At 33.4% G+C, this 19,279-nt stretch carries 16 protein-coding genes and 1 tRNA gene; 8 read left to right on the forward strand and 9 right to left on the reverse strand.

Going from position 1 to position 19,279, the window contains the following annotated elements; genetic code table 11:
- Window positions 1-35 precede the first annotated feature (35 nt).
- From Q1B37_RS17615 to Q1B37_RS17645, 7 genes are all read right to left on the reverse strand, one after another.
- A complete protein-coding gene (locus Q1B37_RS17615) occupies window positions 36-1,526 on the reverse strand; it encodes a carboxypeptidase regulatory-like domain-containing protein (protein WP_299900761.1) in 1,491 nt (496 codons plus the stop codon).
- 20 nt (window positions 1,527-1,546) lie between these two features.
- Window positions 1,547-3,022: a CsgG/HfaB family protein gene (locus Q1B37_RS17620; RefSeq protein WP_299900764.1), complete on the reverse strand. Its 1,476-nt coding sequence runs from the start codon at window positions 3,020-3,022 to the stop codon at window positions 1,547-1,549.
- A gap of 6 nt (window positions 3,023-3,028) precedes the next feature.
- Complete coding sequence (locus Q1B37_RS17625) at window positions 3,029-3,436, reverse strand: curli production assembly/transport component CsgF (protein ID WP_299608156.1); 408 nt, start codon at window positions 3,434-3,436, stop codon at window positions 3,029-3,031.
- Between the two features lie 15 nt (window positions 3,437-3,451).
- Window positions 3,452-4,177 carry a CsgE family curli-type amyloid fiber assembly protein gene (locus tag Q1B37_RS17630; RefSeq protein WP_299900767.1) on the reverse strand — a complete coding sequence of 242 codons (726 nt, stop codon included), beginning with the start codon at window positions 4,175-4,177 and terminating at the stop codon, window positions 3,452-3,454.
- Between the two features lie 23 nt (window positions 4,178-4,200).
- Window positions 4,201-4,716 (reverse strand): hypothetical protein, encoded by a 516-nt coding sequence (locus tag Q1B37_RS17635; protein ID WP_299608161.1) that lies wholly within the window; start codon window positions 4,714-4,716, stop codon window positions 4,201-4,203.
- 80 nt (window positions 4,717-4,796) lie between these two features.
- Window positions 4,797-5,984, reverse strand: a complete 1,188-nt coding sequence (locus tag Q1B37_RS17640; RefSeq protein ID WP_299900770.1) for a hypothetical protein — start codon at window positions 5,982-5,984, stop codon at window positions 4,797-4,799.
- A gap of 333 nt (window positions 5,985-6,317) precedes the next feature.
- Window positions 6,318-8,504, reverse strand: a complete 2,187-nt coding sequence (locus Q1B37_RS17645) for a glutamine synthetase III (RefSeq protein ID WP_299608166.1) — start codon at window positions 8,502-8,504, stop codon at window positions 6,318-6,320.
- A gap of 220 nt (window positions 8,505-8,724) precedes the next feature.
- Here Q1B37_RS17645 and Q1B37_RS17650 point away from each other — a divergent pair, with 220 nt between their 5' ends.
- Window positions 8,725-9,747 carry a glutamine synthetase beta-grasp domain-containing protein gene (locus Q1B37_RS17650; protein ID WP_299608168.1) on the forward strand — a complete coding sequence of 341 codons (1,023 nt, stop codon included), beginning with the start codon at window positions 8,725-8,727 and terminating at the stop codon, window positions 9,745-9,747.
- Window positions 9,748-10,028: 281 nt separating this feature from the next.
- On the opposite strand, the gene Q1B37_RS17655 is transcribed toward Q1B37_RS17650, so the two are convergent.
- Entirely contained in the window at window positions 10,029-10,982 is a 954-nt protein-coding gene (locus Q1B37_RS17655) for a calcium/sodium antiporter (protein ID WP_299608171.1), read from the reverse strand.
- A gap of 182 nt (window positions 10,983-11,164) precedes the next feature.
- Here Q1B37_RS17655 and Q1B37_RS17660 point away from each other — a divergent pair, with 182 nt between their 5' ends.
- The 3 genes from Q1B37_RS17660 to Q1B37_RS17675 all read left to right on the forward strand — a co-directional run bounded on the left by Q1B37_RS17660 (window position 11,165) and on the right by Q1B37_RS17675 (window position 14,788).
- Entirely contained in the window at window positions 11,165-11,521 is a 357-nt protein-coding gene (locus tag Q1B37_RS17660) for a BlaI/MecI/CopY family transcriptional regulator (protein ID WP_299900773.1), read from the forward strand.
- A gap of 4 nt (window positions 11,522-11,525) precedes the next feature.
- A complete protein-coding gene (locus Q1B37_RS17665; RefSeq protein WP_299900776.1) occupies window positions 11,526-13,568 on the forward strand; it encodes a M56 family metallopeptidase in 2,043 nt (680 codons plus the stop codon).
- A 401-nt stretch (window positions 13,569-13,969) separates the two neighbouring features.
- Window positions 13,970-14,788, forward strand: a complete 819-nt coding sequence (locus Q1B37_RS17675; protein ID WP_299900781.1) for a hypothetical protein — start codon at window positions 13,970-13,972, stop codon at window positions 14,786-14,788.
- A 72-nt stretch (window positions 14,789-14,860) separates the two neighbouring features.
- Here the strand turns inward: Q1B37_RS17675 and Q1B37_RS17680 are convergent, their stop codons facing one another.
- Window positions 14,861-15,373 (reverse strand): adenine phosphoribosyltransferase, encoded by a 513-nt coding sequence (locus Q1B37_RS17680; protein ID WP_299900784.1) that lies wholly within the window; start codon window positions 15,371-15,373, stop codon window positions 14,861-14,863.
- Between the two features lie 377 nt (window positions 15,374-15,750).
- On the opposite strand from Q1B37_RS17680, the gene Q1B37_RS17685 reads away from it, so the two are divergent.
- The 4 genes from Q1B37_RS17685 (at window position 15,751) to Q1B37_RS17700 (ending at window position 19,229) form a co-directional block, all read left to right on the forward strand.
- Complete coding sequence (locus tag Q1B37_RS17685) at window positions 15,751-17,091, forward strand: SPFH domain-containing protein (RefSeq protein ID WP_299900787.1); 1,341 nt, start codon at window positions 15,751-15,753, stop codon at window positions 17,089-17,091.
- 60 nt (window positions 17,092-17,151) lie between these two features.
- Window positions 17,152-17,379, forward strand: a complete 228-nt coding sequence (locus tag Q1B37_RS17690) for a DUF2007 domain-containing protein (RefSeq protein ID WP_299900790.1) — start codon at window positions 17,152-17,154, stop codon at window positions 17,377-17,379.
- A gap of 44 nt (window positions 17,380-17,423) precedes the next feature.
- Window positions 17,424-17,497: transfer RNA gene (locus Q1B37_RS17695), tRNA-Arg, on the forward strand.
- 514 nt (window positions 17,498-18,011) lie between these two features.
- Entirely contained in the window at window positions 18,012-19,229 is a 1,218-nt protein-coding gene (locus tag Q1B37_RS17700; protein ID WP_299900793.1) for a S8 family serine peptidase, read from the forward strand.
- Window positions 19,230-19,279 lie beyond the last annotated feature (50 nt).

Genomic DNA, 19,279 nt, shown 5'->3' on the forward strand with positions numbered 1-19,279 from the left:
ATCGCAATTCTCGTATTTTCTGTAAGACATTAAGATTATTCCCAATCTGCCATAGAGGCATTGAGTATAAGATCTTCCCTATTCGCAATTTCAAGAATTGTCATTGTTTGAATATTTCTTTGTGATATTCCATCATTAGATGTATTCACAAAAATCACGGCAGCTTCATTTGGAGAAAATCGTGCATCTAAATCATTAGTCCCCGATGGTTTCTGAATAGAAATATCTAAACGTGAACTGTCGCCAAAATCATAGATAAACAAATGAGAATCTAGTTGTCTGTAATCACTACTCTCAAAACCTGAAATATCTTGATTATATAATAATTTTGTGCCATCAACAGAAAGATTAATACTACCAGCAGCTCCAGAAACTCCAGTTAAAATAGTTTCTAGAACTGTTCCAGCTGCATTAATTGTAAATATCTCCACCTCATAACCATCTAGATTATTAGTTTTTAAAGCAATCACTCCATTATTATCATTTTTATCCACCTCTGTAATTAGATCTCCATCAGATGTCTGGTACACAAGAGTTAGTCCACTACCATCAACATCAATACTATATAATTTATCTTGATTAGGAAATAATAACCTTGCACCATTATCGGACCATGAAAAATCAATCTCGCCTAAATCAAATCCCGCAACTGACACCTGAGAGGTTACCTGGGAAACCTGAGTTCCATCCTCATTCATAACAAATAAATGTGTATCTGATCCTACTGACTGCAAGAATGCTATTTTCCCTGTAGCAACATGACGTCTTGGCCTAAAACTATTGTTAGTTTCAGAAGTTAATTGAATTTCTGTATCCCCTTGCTCATTTGCAGAATAAATAACACTATTATCTCTAACGGATCTAGTATAAATAATTCGATTATTAGGAGGACTTGCTGTTTCAAAAGCAAAAGTATTACTATTTACAGGATCATTAATTCCATCACTACTACTTACTTGCCAAAAGTATTTTACGTTATACTGAAGATCGGTAAGCACATAAGTTGTATCCGTAATATTTTCGAATATCTCGACATCTGTATTTTCATCATTTCTCAAAGTTACTGTATATGTAAGTGAATCTTCATCTGGATCTGCACCAGTCCAGACCAATGTAACTTCTACTGGTTGATCTACAGCATTGTCTGCTGGAGTATCTAGAACAGCTGCATCAGGCGGTCTATTCCCTGCAGTTTCTATATCCATTTCAAAAACGATCTCCAATTCTCGATCTGCAATGATAGATATCGCCTCGAATTGAGCCAAAAGTCCATCGCGCTGAGCTGCTAACGAATAATCTCCAGAAGGAATATTCTCTATTAAATATTCTCCATTTTCATCTGTAAAAACAGTACTAGAAGATGGATTTGTTGAAATTTTTACATTTTCTAACGGTTCATTGGTACCCACAGCCACTACTCGTCCACGTACTGATCCTAAACCTTCTAAATCGATAGTATCTTCGCTACAGGAATTCACTAATACCGCAGTAAAAACCAATACTAATTTTATAAAATATCTTTTCATTTCCATAAGAGTTTTAGGCATTATCCTTTAGGAACCTCACCATTTTCAATTACTTGTCTGTTTCTTTTTTTTAACTTTCGAAGTTCTTTTTCTTCTCTACGTTTTTGTTTACGTAACTCTTTATCCATTTTTAACGGACTTTTAAAATACCAATTGAGTCCTAAAGAGAAATTAAAATACTGATCATCTCTTTTACCTTGCGATACATTATCTAATTTATCTCCTAAAACAAGATTATGAGTAGCATTAAACGCTACTCCTATTTGATCAGTAACTAAATATTCTATTCCACCACCATATTGAAATTTAAAAAATGTTCGATCAAAATCATCCGAATTTACAGTTCCTAAACCTCCGAAAAAGAAAGGTGTAAGTTTTTCAAAAGGCAAGAGTGTTAATTCAGCATTGATATCGATCGCATTAAACCCTTCTGAGAATGCTTCTTCATTTCGTAATTGAAACTTACTTAAACTGGCATTAGCGTTGATGTATGGATTAAAATACCATTTACCTCCTACTCTGGCAGAATATGATAAATCCGCATTATTATAATCACCGCTAATTAATGCCAATCCTCCATTTACAAAAAGTGATTTTTTTCCACGTCTTTCCTTAAAATAACGCTCATAAAGTCCTGTATTTTGTGCTTCATTTTTTTCCGCATTGTAGTCTGCTAAAAGTTCATTTACCTCTTGCTGATCCGCTGCAGGACTCCACAATCTATCTTCAATACCTTCAATGATCAAAGATTCTACAGCTTTCTCTATCGCTTCAGAAACTGCTATTTGTCCTGGTTCATTCTTAGTAAATCCTGTTTCCGCTTCTAGCAACCTACTAAACTTCACATATCTAAAGAAACTAGCATCCAACGCCTGTGATAAAATTGTTTTAGAAACATATACCGTTTTTAGGATTTTTCCATTAGATGTAGAAACAGCTCTTAAATAAATAGTAATACGATCTTGTCTGTATTGAGTAGATCCACCAACCCCAAAATATCTTGCTCCTAATCCGCCAGTAATAATATTAGAATCATAAGAAACAATCCCTCCTTCTAAAATAATACCTGCATATAAAAGTGGAGGCAATTGTGGCTCATTCGTGTTTTTATTTTTTCGGTATTCTTTTCTTGTAGAACGAATAATATTACGTTCATTCAGCAGGTTACTTAGATTCTCTCGTTCGATAGGCACAAACCATTTAGAATCTTCCAATGCCTTCACTAATATTGTTGTTGCCCCTTGAGTAACTGCAGTACTAAAAGTACTTCCTGCTTCAGTAGGTTTATATTGTCCAGTTTGATCCCTGAACTTATAGACTCCTACAACCACAGGTTCTTTTGGTACCGGTAAATCTCTGAGTGTTTGAGTGAATTTTGTGTCTTCCCCTATTCTTGCTTGTTCTACCGTGATGGGTTGGTTAAAATATGTTCCACATCCGGATAACAATATGACACAAGTAATTACTAGAATTACTTGATAAAACTTGTGATACATTAAAATTTAATTAGGAATTATTACTTGGGATTGATCTCCTGTGCTAGTGTCTAAAATATTAATTACCAAACCTTCTCCCGATGGAAAAATCTCTATAAACAGTGTTCCAAAACTAAAAGTACCTTCGGTAAGACCTTCTTGCCCAAACTGCTCATTAAATAAAGTTCTGGATATCTGACTAAGCAACTGATTGTTTAAACTTTCGGTAAATCTCTCCAATTCTGATCTATTATCTCCATCAGAATCACTTTCATCTGTAAATGTATTTTGAGCTTCTGCAGAACTCAACAACCATTGATAATTAAAAGTATCACCTCCAAAAGCTGGATTCTTGGGTCTATAAATCAAGTCTTGACCCATACTGTATTGATACGAGCAAAAGACAAGTATTATAGTGACTATTATTGACTTCATTTTTATAAGTAATTATTAATACTGAAAAATATCTCTTTTCTGTTTCTTTAAATCCTTGAAATATTTATAAACTCTTCGAATCGAAACCTTTGACATTTGCTCCAAATATTCGATATCTGGTTTACCTAAAAATTCATGAATGACTTTATCTTCTATTTTTACTTGAATGATGGTGCTTCTACCAAAACTAAGTTTTTCATAAACGCCGACTATCTTAGAACCGTTAATTCTATTTAAGGTATAGGAAGTATAAAAGAAATCATAAAAATCCTTTCCAGGTTTTGTTTTGGTTTCTTCGATAACAATACCTTTTAAAACAATACCATCATCCTCAACATACTCTTCTTCTTCTTTTTCTTTTTTTTGATCTTTTTCATTAAAGGCAATTCGAGCTTTGCCCACAATCTTGTCTTCTTCATAGACTAATAAAAGCATCACAATTTTATCTTTCTCATCTACACCAATTGTAGTATTAGTAAGACTTTTTTGTTCATTAGCTTCTAGTGTAAATCTTTCTTCTTGATTACTTTTGGAAACAGTTTTTGTGGTATCGGTTCTAAAAATTGAAAACGTATATTTTAAACTTTTGTATACCTCGGTGGCGTTGGTTGCCTCCGCATTTACGGAAATAATATCATCAATTCTTTCTGTCTTTAGTTTAGCAATAACATCAGTATTGGTAAACTGGCTACTAGCAAATTGGAATATAAACAGAAATATTACAGCTAGTTTAAAACGCATAAAACAAACCGCTTTTTAGTACCTTAAAAACTTCTTACGATAATCGTACGAGCATTTCCAGTCATCTTAAATTTTAGATTATTTGATAATTCGTTACTACCAAACTTTTCAAACGAAAGATTATCTCCATCTTGAAGAATTTCTAAATTGGTAGAAACTTCTGGATTAAAGGAAAAATCAATAACACGATTATTATTACCGTTTTGAGTAATAAACTTTTCGATATCCCTAGAAGTCTCATTAATATCAATCAAGTTTTGTTCTCCGTTCTGATTTAATCGAATATCAGAAGTTTGCGCTGTTATGGTTGAAAAAACCTGATTGTTTGTCCCCACTTGCTGAATAAAAACAGAGTTATTATTCATAAAGCTTTCTCTTTGAGCTTGCACAACTGAGTTATTTTGTAATTGATTTAATGTAATGAATCGTTCCTGGCTCTCTACCAATGACTCATCCTGATCGTCGTTATTCTGAGCATAGATATTCTCACCTAAAAGTAAGGATACTATCACTAAACAATATGCGAAATATTTTTTCATCAGTAAAGGGTTTTAAAAGTAGTAAAAGAGCTATGCTAACCTTAGCTAGCATAACCCTTTCAAATATATTAAATTATTTCTTATAGTTCTCCAGAACCAGACTGAGTTACAACAGCTGCGTTTCCAGTTCCACTTTGAAGAATAATGCTACTGTGAGACTCTCCAGTTTGAGTTACAAAAGTAGTGTTGCTTTGTCCAAACTGAGTATCTTGTGCAAAGTTAGAATCTCCTAACTGAAAGATATCACTAACATTACTAGCTCCGTTTTGAGAAGAGATAGCTGTGTTCTCGTCTCCAATTTGTCCTTGTAATACTAAGTTACTTTCTCCGAAAAGACCGAAATCTCCTTCTTGAGTAGCTGTAGCAACGTTTCCATTTCCTAATTGGAATTGGCTTGCTGTATTTTCACCACCAAAGAAAGCTAAGTTTTGAGAAGCAGAAACAGAGTTTCCATCACCAATTTGAGTTTGGATAATAAAGTTGTTATCTTCTTCGTGCTGAGCAAAAGCTTCGTTCTCATCACCTTCTTGTAGTTGATCTACGATACCTCCTCTAGAGTCAAAGAAGCTACTTCCTTGAAGAGAAGTTGCGATATTACCTCCACCAGTTTGTGACTGGATTAAAGTATTGCTTGTTCCCCACTGCTCTCCAGCAGCTAAATTAGCCTCACCTGTTTGTCTTTGATCTGCTAAGTTTACATCTCCTACTTGCGCCATAGAAGCTGTGTTAAAAGAACCAGACTGAATGATTAAACTAAAGTTTTCTTCTCCACCTTGAGAAGTTGTAGCAGTATTTGCATCTCCAAATTGCCCTTGACCAGCGTAGTTTAAAGATCCATCACCAAAGAATCCTGCTCCTTCTTGAGAAATCGTAGCAGTATTACCATTTCCTTCTTGAAGTTGCTCAGAAAGGTTATCTCCTCCAAAGTTTAAAAGATTTTGAGTAGCAGAAGCAGAGTTACCGTTTCCAATCTGAACCTGATACACCTCGTTTCTGTCTTCTTCGTGCTGAGCAAATGCAGTATTCTTATCACCTGTTTGCATCTGAGTTACAACTCCGTTTCTAGAAGCAAATGCTTCACTACCCTGAATGGTTTCTGCGCTGTTACCCGATCCCAATTGAGTAGTTGTGTTAGTGTTTGCTAAACCAACTTGCGTAATATTTGCTGCATTGGCATCACCTGATTGATCAACACTACTGGCGTTTGACTGTGCCACCATCACTGACGCGCTTAATAAAGCTGCTAGACTAAAAATTACTTTTTTCATACGTAAAATATATTAAATTTGATTAATAATTCAATTCTTTATTTTGGGGCGCATGATTCAATCTCAGACAATCCTTAACACTATCTGAAATCGGGTTTTCAATGAAAAATCTGGGGAGATATTCCTAACAGGGGAATCCTTTTGTTTTTTAGAAACAAAACAAATTTATGAAAACATTAAGGGGATTTTTATAATATTAGTAAGAATTCGATAAAATGCATTACGGAAAACCCATAACAAACAGAGTTTTATGCGATTTTCTCAAGGTTTTAACAGATATTAATTTTTTGTTAAAAATAAAACAAAAAAACATCTTGGTCAGTAAATTCTTACCTATCTAATAAATAAAAGCTCTCTGTACTTAGTTAAAGGCCATAACTCATCATCTACTAACAGCTCTAATTCATCACAGTTATATCGAATTTGATCAAATAAAGGCTTTACTTTTTCACAATATCCAATTGCCTTTTTCTCGAGATTTTCTAAAGCATTTGCTTTTCGTCTTTCATCAATCATTTCATTAACCTTCATATTAATAGCACCTATATGTTCAGAAATCTTTTCGATAATATCCATTTGCTCTTTTCCGTATTTCTTGAAATCATTTCCATATAAATTCTTTAGACCAGAAACATTATTGATTAGCATATTTTGATACTTAATCGCTGTTGGAATAATATGATTTCGGGCAATATCACCCAACACTCTGCCTTCGATTTGTATACGCATTACATACTCTTCTATTTCGATTTCATATCTAGCCTCGGCTTCTATTTTGTTCATCACACTCATCTTTTCGAAAAGATCAAGTGTTTTTTTAGAAATCTTTACCTTTAGTGCTTGTGGTGTGGTTTTATTATTACTTAGCCCTCTTTTTTTAGCTTCTTTCTCCCAATCTTTTCCGTAACCATTTCCTTCAAAAAGAATATCCTTGGATGTTTTGATATACTCTCTTAATACATTAAAAATTGCTTCGTCTTTTTTAAGGCTTTTTTTATCAATTAAAAGATCTACTTCCTTTTTAAAATCCACCAATTGTTTGGCTACAATGGTATTTAGGATTGTCATAGGATTCGCACAATTAGCTTTAGAACCTACTGCTCTAAACTCAAATTTGTTTCCTGTAAAGGCGAAAGGAGATGTTCTATTACGGTCGGTATTATCGAGTAAAATTTCCGGAATTTTACCAACTACATTGAGTTTTAAATCTGTTTTCTCTTTTGGAGACAATTTCCCATCGGTTACTCCTTCTAGATCCTTAAGTACGGAAGTAAGCTGTTCACCAATAAAAACGGACATGATTGCAGGTGGAGCTTCGTTAGCTCCCAATCTATGATCATTACTTGCAGAAGCAATACCAGCCCTCATTAGTTCCTCATACTCATTAATCGCTTTGATTGTATTGATAAAAAACGTTAAAAACTGTAAATTACTCATCGGTGTTTTTCCAGGACTTAACAAATTGACTCCAGTATCCGTACCCAAAGACCAATTGTTATGTTTTCCAGATCCATTTACTCCTGCAAATGGTTTTTCATGCAATAATACTTTTAGATGATGTCTAGCAGCCACTTTTTCCATGATATCCATCAACAATGAATTATGATCCACAGCAAGATTTGTTTCTTCATAAATCGGAGCCAATTCAAATTGATTTGGAGCTACTTCGTTATGTCTTGTTTTTACCGGAATTCCAAGAAGCATACATTCCACTTCTAGGTCCTTCATAAAATTCAGTGCTCTCGTTGGAATACTACCAAAATAATGATCATCTAATTGTTGCCCTTTTGCAGAGGAATGTCCTAACAAGGTTCTTCCTGTCATTACAAGATCTGGTCTTGATTCTACTAAAGCTTTATCAATTAAAAAATACTCTTGCTCCCATCCTAGAGAGGCATTCACTTTTTTTACGTTTTTATCAAAATATTTAGCAATCCCAGTTGCAGCCTGATCCACAGCGTGCAAAGCTCTTAACAATGGTGTTTTATAATCCAAAGCTTCTCCAGTGTAAGCGACAAAAACTGTAGGAATACAAAGTGTTGTACCATATATAAATGCTGGAGATGATGGATCCCAGGCAGTATATCCTCTAGCTTCGAATGTATTTCGAATACCACCATGCGGAAATGAAGACGCATCAGGTTCTTGTTGCACTAATTGACCTCCTCCAAATTTTTCAATTCCATGACCATCGCCAATAGTTTCAAAAAATGCATCATGTTTTTCTGCTGTAGCACCAGTAAGTGGCTGAAACCAATGTGTGTAATGTGTAACACCTTTAGATAAAGACCACTCCTTCATAGCTGATGCAATTTGATCTGCTATTTGTCTATCAATTTTAGCACCATTATCAATGGCATCCATGACGCTATTGTAAGCATCTTTGGTTAGATACTGAAGCATAGTTGCCTGATTAAAAACGTTTTCACCAAACAATACAGACCTTCTTTCGGTTTCTGTAACTATTACAGATTTACGATTTAAGGTTTCTTTTAATGCTTCGAATCTAAGTGTTGCCATAATCAAGAAAATTTATTTGCAAATATAAAAGAAGTTTTTATTGCTAAAATCAAAAAAATGCTCCATAAAAATTAAAATAAAACTAAAATACCCTGCAAAAAAGTAGGGTGTTGATAAAAATTAATAAAAAAAATACATTTGACCCCCTATTTTTTTTCCGTTATCACAAAATAAAACTAATTTTGAAACCTTTAAGAGTTCAATTTATAAAGTGTTAATTATGAGTAAAGCTAAATTAGAATACATTTGGTTAGATGGTTATAAACCAACTGCTAATCTAAGAAGTAAAACAAAAATTGAAGAAGATTTTAGTGGGAAACTAGAAGATTGCCCAATGTGGTCATTTGATGGTAGTTCTACCAAGCAAGCAGAAGGAGGATCTTCTGATTGTTTATTAAAGCCTGTTGCTATTTATCCTGATCCAACAAGAAGAAATGGATATTTAGTAATGACTGAGGTTTTAAATGCTGATGGAACACCTCACGAATCAAATGCAAGAGCGACTATTGATGATGATGATAATGATTTCTGGTTTGGTTTCGAACAAGAATACTTTATTATGGATAAAACTACTCAGTTACCTCTAGGGTTTCCTGTAGGTGGATATCCAGGTCCTCAGGGAATGTACTATTGTTCTGTAGGAGGAAAAAATACTCACGGAAGAGATTTCGTAGAAGAGCATGCTGACTTATGTATCGATGCAGGTCTTAACTTCGAAGGTATCAACCAAGAGGTTGCTAGTGGACAGTGGGAATTTCAATTATTCTCTAAAGGAGCTAAGAAAGCAGGAGATGAAATCTGGATAGCTAGATACTTACTAGACAGATTAACTGAAAAATATGGATACTACATTGAGTACCACCCAAAACCAATCAAAGGTGACTGGAACGGTTCTGGTATGCACGCAAACTTCTCTAACGAGATTTTAAGAACTTGTGGTTCTAAAGAAGTTTACGAAGCAATTTGTGAAGCATTCAGACCTGTAACTGCAGAACATATTGCAGTTTACGGAGAGTTTAATGACCAAAGACTTACAGGACAACACGAAACACAGTCGATACACGAATTCTCTTATGGAGTATCCGACAGAGGAGCATCTATTAGAATTCCTATCATAACTGTAGAAAGAGGATGGAAAGGTTGGTTAGAAGATCGTCGTCCAGCTTCTAATGGAGACCCATACAAAATTGCTGCAAGAATTGTTAAGACTGTAAAAACTGCTGAAATACCAGTTACAGCATAACATAAAGATAGTAACTAACTAAAGTTGTTAAACGCAAAAACAGCCTTCGTAATTGAAGGCTGTTTTTTTATTTATAATAACATTAAATGCGATCCAAAACAAAGAAAGCTAGGTTTCTTACTTATTAACTTCTTTACCTTTTAAAAAGTCAATACAAAAGAAACATTATACACAAGCAAAATAAGACTGTACGCCCATGATTAACTTGCAATAACAACTAAACAAAACTATAGGAAACTTATTAAAAGCAAACTTTACTAATACGATGTTTATTTTTGAAACTAACCTATAAAAACCAAGGCTATAAAAATACAGTAGCCTGCAAAAATTAAGAATCCTTTAGGCCTACCGAGGACCATTTTTTTTGGAATAAAAGCTAACGGTAATAATATCATAGCAAAACCTAACATCCAAAAAATATCAATATTCATCAACCGAGTATCCGTAACAGAAATAGGTTGGATTAAAGAAGTCACTCCTAATACCGAAGCAATATTAAAAATATTGGATCCAATAAGATTTCCTAACGAGATTGCTTTTTCCTGTTTTAACGCAGCAATCACAGATGCTGCCAACTCAGGTACACTAGTTCCTACAGCTACCATAGTAAGACCTATTACCGCCTCACTCACCCCCATTCTAGTAGCAATATCTTTTGCTCCTTCTACTAATAATTCAGAACCAAAATACAAAGCAACACCACCAATTAACAACCAAAGTATCATTTTAAAATTAGATACACTTTCTAAAGAATCGTCCACATCTTCAACCGAGCTATCGGCCTGCTTTCTTGCTCTTTTAATCAACAAAAACATATATACCAACAAAGAACCTAATAAAACACCACCTTCTATTCTAGTAAGCACACCATCATTGTCAAGAAAAACATACAATACTAAAGACAATAACACCATAACTGGCCAATTAAACTTATAAAAGTCTTTATCAATTGCCAAAGGACCAATTAATGCAGTTATCCCTAAAACCAAACCGATATTAGCAATATTAGATCCAATTACATTACTTAATGAAAGGTCAGCCGATCCACCCAATGCAGCTTGCAAACTCACCAATAACTCAGGTGCAGAAGTAGCAAACGATACCACAGTAAGCCCGATAACCATCTTCGACAACTTTAATCGAAACGATAATGCTACTGAAGAACGCACTAAATACTCTCCTCCTACCACGAGTAAAACAAAACCAATTACCACAAAAAGTATACTCTGAATCATATGCTATTAATTTGATTGCGAATATAGAATAAGTATATCATATCTAGTAAATGTTACAGCCTTTTTTTAGCAAATCAAACACCCTGAAATCAATTAAAAACTATAAAAATAGTTAAATAACTATAAAAATAGTTGTGAAACTAGATTTGTAGTTATATATTTGAACTCAAATAAATGAGACTATGGAAAAACTCACCAATAAAGAGGAAGAAATTATGCAAGCTTTATGGAAGCTAGAAAAAGCATTTGCAAAAGAAGTACAAGCTGAATTAAACAACACAGTGCATTATAACACAGTTTCTACGATCATTCGAAATCTTGAAGAAAAAGGATATATCGATCATAAAGCTTTTGGAAAAACACATCAATACTATCCAGTCATAACTAAAGAAGCCTATAGAAACAATTTTGTAGGTAAAGCAATGACCCAGTACTTCAACAACTCTTACAAAAACATGGTTTCCTTTTTTGCCAAAGAAGAAAAAATTACTGCTGAAGAACTAAGAGAGATTTTAAATGTAATTGAACAAAAAAAATAAAGCTATGGAGGCGTTTCTATTATATTTACTTAAATCGAGTATCATACTTTCATTGTTCTACGCTGTCTATTTCTTTCTACTGAGAAAAGACACTTTCTTTTCTGCAAATAGACATTTTTTGATAGCGGGAGTACTTGGAGCAATCTTATTACCCTTCTTAGAGTTTACCCAAATAAAATTTATAGAGCAACCCAATTTTCATTTTATTGAATATGGTACTGATACTCCTACACAAGTTGTAGCAACATCTTCAATTATCGATTGGTGGTCCGTTCTTTTAGGTATCTATCTGGTAACTACATCAATACTATTAGTTCGTTTTGCAATTCAACTTTTTTCATTGCGCAAAATTTTAAATAAAAGCCATAATTGTCAAGATGAGGGGTTTTCTTTTGTAAAAACCAAAGAAGATATTGCACCCTTTTCATTTTTCAAATACATTATTTTCAATCCCTTACTACATGATTCTAAAGAATTAGAAATGATCCTGAAACATGAAAAAATCCATGCTGCGCAATACCATAGCGTTGATATCTTACTTATCAATTTATTTGTAATATTCCAATGGATGAACCCTCTTTCATGGTTATACAAAAAAAGTTTACAACAAAATTTGGAGTTTATAGCCGATCAGGAAGCTACTAGAGACCTTTCTTCTATAAAGGATTATCAATTAACATTAGTCAAAGTATCAGCAAATAATTATTCATCAATCACAAATAATTTTTATCAATCATTAATCAAAAAACGAATCGTTATGTTAAACAAAAAAGAGTCAAATCACAGGAATCTATGGAAAGCCACTATCATCCTTCCATTACTAAGTTTATTTTTATGGAGTTTTAATACCAAAACTGAAATACGATATATCGATCAGGCCGATATTCCTGAAGAAGTAATTACTTCTAACGACAAAATCTCTTCGATATCCGATATCACTAAAAAAGAAAATGAACTAGAATCCCCAAAAAAGGAAGAGGTTACAATTTCATCAGACAACAGGTATCCTACTAAAAATCTTCCTACTAAACAAAAAATAGGTGCTGTTCAGAAAACTGAAAAACCAAAAATTAATTCACAGAAAAACAAGATCGTCGAATCGCAGGTTTCCAAAATCAAAAAGAAAAACACTATCGAGTTTGTTATTAACAAAACATCTACAAAAGAAGAACTAGAGCGAGTAAAGCGTATTTTAAAAAACGAGTACGACGTAAAAGTAAGTTTTAGCGATATCGAAAGAAATAGTGGTAACGAAATCACAAGCATCAGCATAGAAGTAACCTCTAGTAAAAGCAATGCTAATTTTTCTGTTTCCGATGACAAACCCATCAATCCTTTGGTATTATCCTATGACAGTAAGGAAGAAAAGATTAATATCGGTCAGTCTGGAAACAAGAATATTTGGATCAGCAAAGATGGAAAAAGCAAACATGTTGATATTCAAAGTATAGAAATACAATCAGATGATGAAGGACAAAGCTATTTCATTATTAATGAAGAATCTAAACACAAACTATCCAAAAAGAAAGGTGAAAATAGTTTCATAATCAAAAGTAATGATGATGAAGACGGTATTCATTTCCATTCTGACAGTCATGAAACCACCTTTAAGTTTGATGGCAATTCTAAAAAGAAACCTCTTTATTATATAGATGGTAAAAAAGCTAGTCAAAAAGATGTCAAAAAACTAAAATCAGATGATATCGCAACAGTAGAAGTACTTAAAGGTAAAAAAGGCATTGAGAAATACGGAAAAAAAGCAGAAGATGGAGTTATTCAGATTACCACTAAGAAATATGCCAAAAAGAACTATAAAAAAGAAACTGGTTTAGACATTCATATAGATAATGAGGATATTCGATTTGGCTCCACTGAAGATGGTAAAAAACCGTTAATATTCATTAACGGAAAAAAAGCAGATCAGAGTATGCTTGGTAGTATAAACAAAAACAAAATTAAGTCTGTAAACGTTTATAAAGGCGAAAAAGCACTAAAAAAATTCGGTGTTGAAGCTGAAAATGGTGTAGTTGAAATCCTAACTAAGTAATACGTCCATCATACAGTAGATATTAAAACTCACTTAAAATCAAGTGAGTTTTTTTAAATTATCTAATCCTTCAAAATTGCTTACTTTTATATCTGAAAGATTTTCTTCATACCTTATGATTTATTGATATGACAAAACCATTCTTTATTTTTTTAGCTAGAGTTAACAAAATATTACTCCCTAGCTTTACAAAAAAAAGTTTAGATCTAAGTAAAGCCTCTAAACTTCAGCTACTTATTTTTGGGTGGAGATTATATGTCACAAAAAGAGCTTTATAAATCTTACTTTCAGAAATTTACAAGACAATAAAAGATCTTTTTTGCAACATCTTTATTCCGTTTTCGTATTTATAATCGAATTCATTTCAATTAAAAATCGAAACCCGAAAAATAATATTTAGTATGAAAAAATGGATCTTTTTAGGAATGGGTATACTAGGTATACTTTCCTTAACAGCATTTACATCCAAACTACCTACAGACTCCGCTCAATATACTTTGCAACCTAATGAGATTATTGCAACAATTAATAAAGACACCACTGAAAAGGAGCTAGAAGACCTAAAGGACTTTTTTTCTGAAAGTGGTATTGAGTTAATTATCGAAAAGATACAGTTTAATGAGCAAGATGAAATTACTAGTTTAAGCATCGTTTTAAAAAAGGGAAATGCGAAAAGTAAATATTCCTCTTCCTCATCAGAACCCATATCTGATGTAGAACTTGGATATAAAAATGGTAATTTGTACATAACAAATTCAGGAATGTTTGATATTAACTCCTGGAGAAATCAAATTGGTTTTAATCATCAAACTATTGATTTGGACAGTATTTTAAAAAACCAAAATTTAAGATTCAATTTTGATTTTGACCAGGAAGGGGATTCAATATTCTTCAATGGGAAACATTTTAACATTGGAAAATTAAAAGATCAAATCATGAATTCTTTTGATTTTAACGAAGATGAAGATGGGAATATATTTTTTAACAATCAGCAGTTCCCTGCGAATTTTGGAAAATCTAAGAAGTACAGTTTTGTAGATGATCCAGATATCGAGAAATTAATCATTATAGATGGAGAAGAAGCAGACTTCAAAACGTTGGATGAATTAGCCAAAGCCGATAAGTTGGAAGAAGTAGATTTCCTAAAATCTAATATTGCCGTTAGCCTATATGGAGATAAAGCAAAAGATGGCGCCATCATTGCGATTACCAAAAAATAATTTTTTAATGAACAACACAAAAATAACAAGAGTCTTTACCGCGGTAAAGACTCTTGTTATTTGTCCCTTCTGCTAATATTGTAATACCGAAGCTATAGGATAATCAAGTTTATCTTTTCCATTTAGAAAGCTTAATTCCATAATAAAATTACACTGTACGATTTCGCCTCCTAGTTGTTCTACCAATTCACAAACAGCTTTTGCCGTTCCACCAGTTGCCAACACATCATCATGAATTAATATACGTTCTCCTTTTTTGATAGCATCCTGATGGATTTCTAAAACATCTTCTCCATATTCTAACCCATAACTCTTACTATAAGTATCTGACGGTAATTTCCCTTTTTTACGAACCGGCACAAATCCAGCACCTAATCGTTGCGCAATCATTCCGCCTAAAATAAAACCTCTAGCTTCGATACCAATTACTTTATCTACTTTAGCATTAGTAGGAATCAATTCAGCAAGTTGATCTGCTACATATACCAAAGCTTCAGAATTAGCTAGTAAAGGAGTAATATCTTTAAATATAATTCCTGGTTTAGGAAAGTCAGGAATATCTCTTATCAGTTCTTTTATGTTCATAGTTGCAAAATAATGAAAATCGAAAAAAGAGCCTCAAAAATTATCAAAAGCCTCTTGGATTATAAAACCATCTCAAAAAAGAGCCTTCAATTCTTACAATTATTTATCAAAATACCTACTTTAAGTTATACTTTAAAACAATATTAAAAAGAATACAATTACATATTAAAACATAAACCTTTTTTTAGATTACAAAAAATATTCACTTTCATAGATTTCTTCCAAAATATTTTTTTATAAACTTCTAATACTATATTTTAAAAATGTACAACAATACGATAACAATTATTTTCAATTTAAAAACCTAGAAATCATGTAAACTATAGTCTTTCTTTTTGATTAATTATAAATAACTAACAGTTTAAAAAGTCATTACTATGCTTACATATTTAGGAATCATAATGGTTATTATTGGAGTTACTATTTTCATCATCAAACCATTTTTCAAAGAATCAAAATTATTACACAAATTCACTAGACAAAGAAACATTGCTATGATCCTTATTGGATTATGTATGAGTGTTATCTCTGGGATGTTTTTCTATGCAGAACCAGGAACTGCGTATGCAGTGCAATATCCTTGGGGAAGTCAAAAAGCAGTAGTTAATCAGGGAATCAACACTAAGATGTGGGGAAGATTGATCCCTATTCAGTTTGAATTACCTATTAAATACGTCATCCCTAACAAGAAAAACGAGTTGGGTGAGCAAAGCAAATACGCCAACGTAGACAAAGCAAAATATTGGGCATTTAGCGATGCGGTAAAAGCGAGAATCGCTACTTCGGTGGTGATTAGTATCAACACCGCAGACGAAGATCAATTTTTATCTGTGGCAGATCGTAACAAAACGGAGAAAAACTTAATCAGATCCAGAATTATCCCTAACATAGATCAGTCTATTAAGAATACTTGTAAACTTATGGATGCACAAGATTATATATCTGGACAAGCATCTGATTTTGATCGGTATTTCAAAGATCAGCTAGAAAACGGAATGTATGTTTTGGAAGAGTTTATTGCCACTGAAACCAGAGAAACTATTGGTGATAGTACTACAGTAAGAACTATTCCTAATAAAGAATCGAAACAAAAGAGATTTCGTATAAAATATCATAATGGAGAGCCTGTTCGCGAGAAAGGCAACTCATTAAGAGGATATGGTTTAACGGTGGTACAAGCAGTTGTAACTGAAATCGACTGGGAGCCTGAGTTTGACAAACGTCTTCAGTTACAGAAAGAAGAAGTAGCACAGACACAATTAGAAAAACAGCAGGCAGAACGCGAATTTTATAGAGCGCAAAAAGAGATTGCACGTGGAGAAGCTGAAAAAGCTGCAGAAAGGGCTCGCTTAGAAAAAGAGCAAATTCAGAAAACCATTGAAGCTGAAACAAAAGCTAAGGTGGCAGAATTCAATCTTATCGAAGAGAGAAAAAACTATGAAGTAGCACAGTTTAAAGCAAAAACTCAGAAAACAATGGCAGACGCACAGTCTTACGAGAATGCAAAGCTGGTAAATGCTGGTCTTACACCACAGGAGCGAGCTGAATGGGAATTTAAAACCTCTGTAAACGTTGCCAAGCAATTAAAGGATCTAAAACTACCTGAAATTTACATTCAGGACGGAGGAAAATCAGATAAGAATGCCAACCTATTACAATCACTAATTGGCGCGGACTTAGCAAAAAAAATGATGTCTCAAAAAACATCTAAAGAGTAGAATTTAAGAGTGGGATGCATAATGCATCCCACCTAAAAAAACATTTAAAAATATCGAATTATGGGAACATACGTAAAATTATATACCGGAACATCTATTCTTACAAACAGGTTAGCTTTTTTACTAAATGAGGCAGGCATTGCTACCATAACTAAAAATCATGATGAATCTGCAAGATTAGCAGGTTTTGGAACTTTTCAAAATTCGAGTGAGCTTTTGGTGCAGGATCATGATTTACAAGAAGCTTATAAAATCACTGAAAATTTTAAAAAAGAAATTTTAAAATAGTTTTTTAATTTATAATTTTCACATATATTTGCACCCGCAAAAAAGGCCTCGTAGCATAACTGAATAGTGCACTTGATTACGGCTCAAGAGGTTGCAGGTTTGAATCCTGCCGAGGTCACTTAAGAATGAAAAGCTCACCAAATGGTGAGCTTTTTTGTTTGTATAATTTGAACTCGTTCAAGAATCCGAATACGAACAAAAAAATAGTTTTATGACACTCGGATAATAAGGATTCAAGATATTTTGTGGTAACAAACCAAATAGAGAGCAGGAAACAAATTATAGATATATACAAAGTAAATACAACAGTAAAGAAGCATGACATTTTTCTAAAATTTAGCCTATTCCTACCCATTAAAATTTTATCAACACAATCCTTATTTTCATTACAACAATCGTATTAATTCACAAAAAACACTAAGAATTAACTCTTCTTTTGTTAAAATCGTTCAATTTATTTCTGTTGTTTATTTAGTGTTTTCAACGTTTTATACAGCGGAATATTCCGCTTATACAATACATCAATTCCTTTTTAGGGATTTTCATTTTTCGAACGTTTATAATAGAGATGAGTACACAAACTAATCGCTCATCATACTCTTAAATTAAACCTTAACACAAAACTCAAAATCATGAAGATTAGATTTAGAATTTTAAGCACAATTACCGTTTTTTCATTTCTATTTTATAGTTGTGAAAAGAATGAAGAAACCTTTAACGATACAGCATCTGAAATAGATATCGTAAATGATATAGGAGCTAATCAGGCCATACCTGGTGAATATATCATAGTATACCATCAGGATCAATCCATTTCCGGTAAAAGTGCAGAAATAGAAAATAAATCCAACAAAATCCTATCCCGACAGGGAATTTCGATTAAGAATATCAAAAACACTTACTCCAAAGCAATACAAGGTTTTACTGCTAGAAATCTATCTGCAGAACAGGCAACATCACTTAGAGAAGATCCTGCAGTGGCTTATGTAGAACCGAATTATATACTAAAAGCAAATTTTAAATCTGGTAAACCGGTAAGCAGTCTTCCTCCTACAGTACAAAACAAAGCTGTAATCAATGACTCACAGCTGAGTAATGGAGAGTTTTTACCATGGGGTATAAATCGAGTAGGTAGAGGAAATGGTGTCGGCAAAACTTGTTGGATAATAGATAGCGGTATTGCCCCTCATAGCGATTTAACTATAGACACGAATCAAAGCATAAGTTTTGTTGGTGGATCTTGGGTAGATGAAGACGGACATGGAACACATGTAGCAGGAACAGTTGCTGCCAGAAACAACGGCTCTGGAGTTATTGGTGTGGCATACGGCGCAACCGTAGTTGCCGTTAGAGTTCTAGATGCCGATGGAAATGGTACTGTTGACGGTCTAATTCAAGGAGTAGATTATGTTGCGGATAACGCAAATACCGGTGAAACCTGGAATTTTAGTGTAGGTTTCAATAGTCGATTTACCTCGCAAGCAATAGATGATGCATTTAGAAACTTAGAGCGTACCACTTATGGAGCTACATCGGCAGGTAATAGCAATGACGACACTCAATTTTATTCTCCAAAATTATTACAAACCCCTAATACTTGGGTTGTAGGTAATATGACTAACACAGATGCTCCTGCCTCTGGTTCAAACTTCGGAAGAAGTGTTGATCGTTGGGCTCCAGGAACAGATGTTTGGTCAACTTGGTTAAACGGACAGTTTAATAGAATTTCAGGTACTTCTATGGCCTCACCACACGTAGCTGGAATATTACTATTAAGAGGTAATAGTACTGCTACTGATGGATCCGTAAGTAAAGGAGGACATACTGCGCCTATTGCCACCTTGAATTAACATAATTTCCAAACTTACTAGAGGCTGTACTATGCAGCCTCTTTTATATT

The sequence above is a fragment of the uncultured Aquimarina sp. genome (assembly GCF_947492965.1).
GTDB lineage: Bacteria > Bacteroidota > Bacteroidia > Flavobacteriales > Flavobacteriaceae > Aquimarina.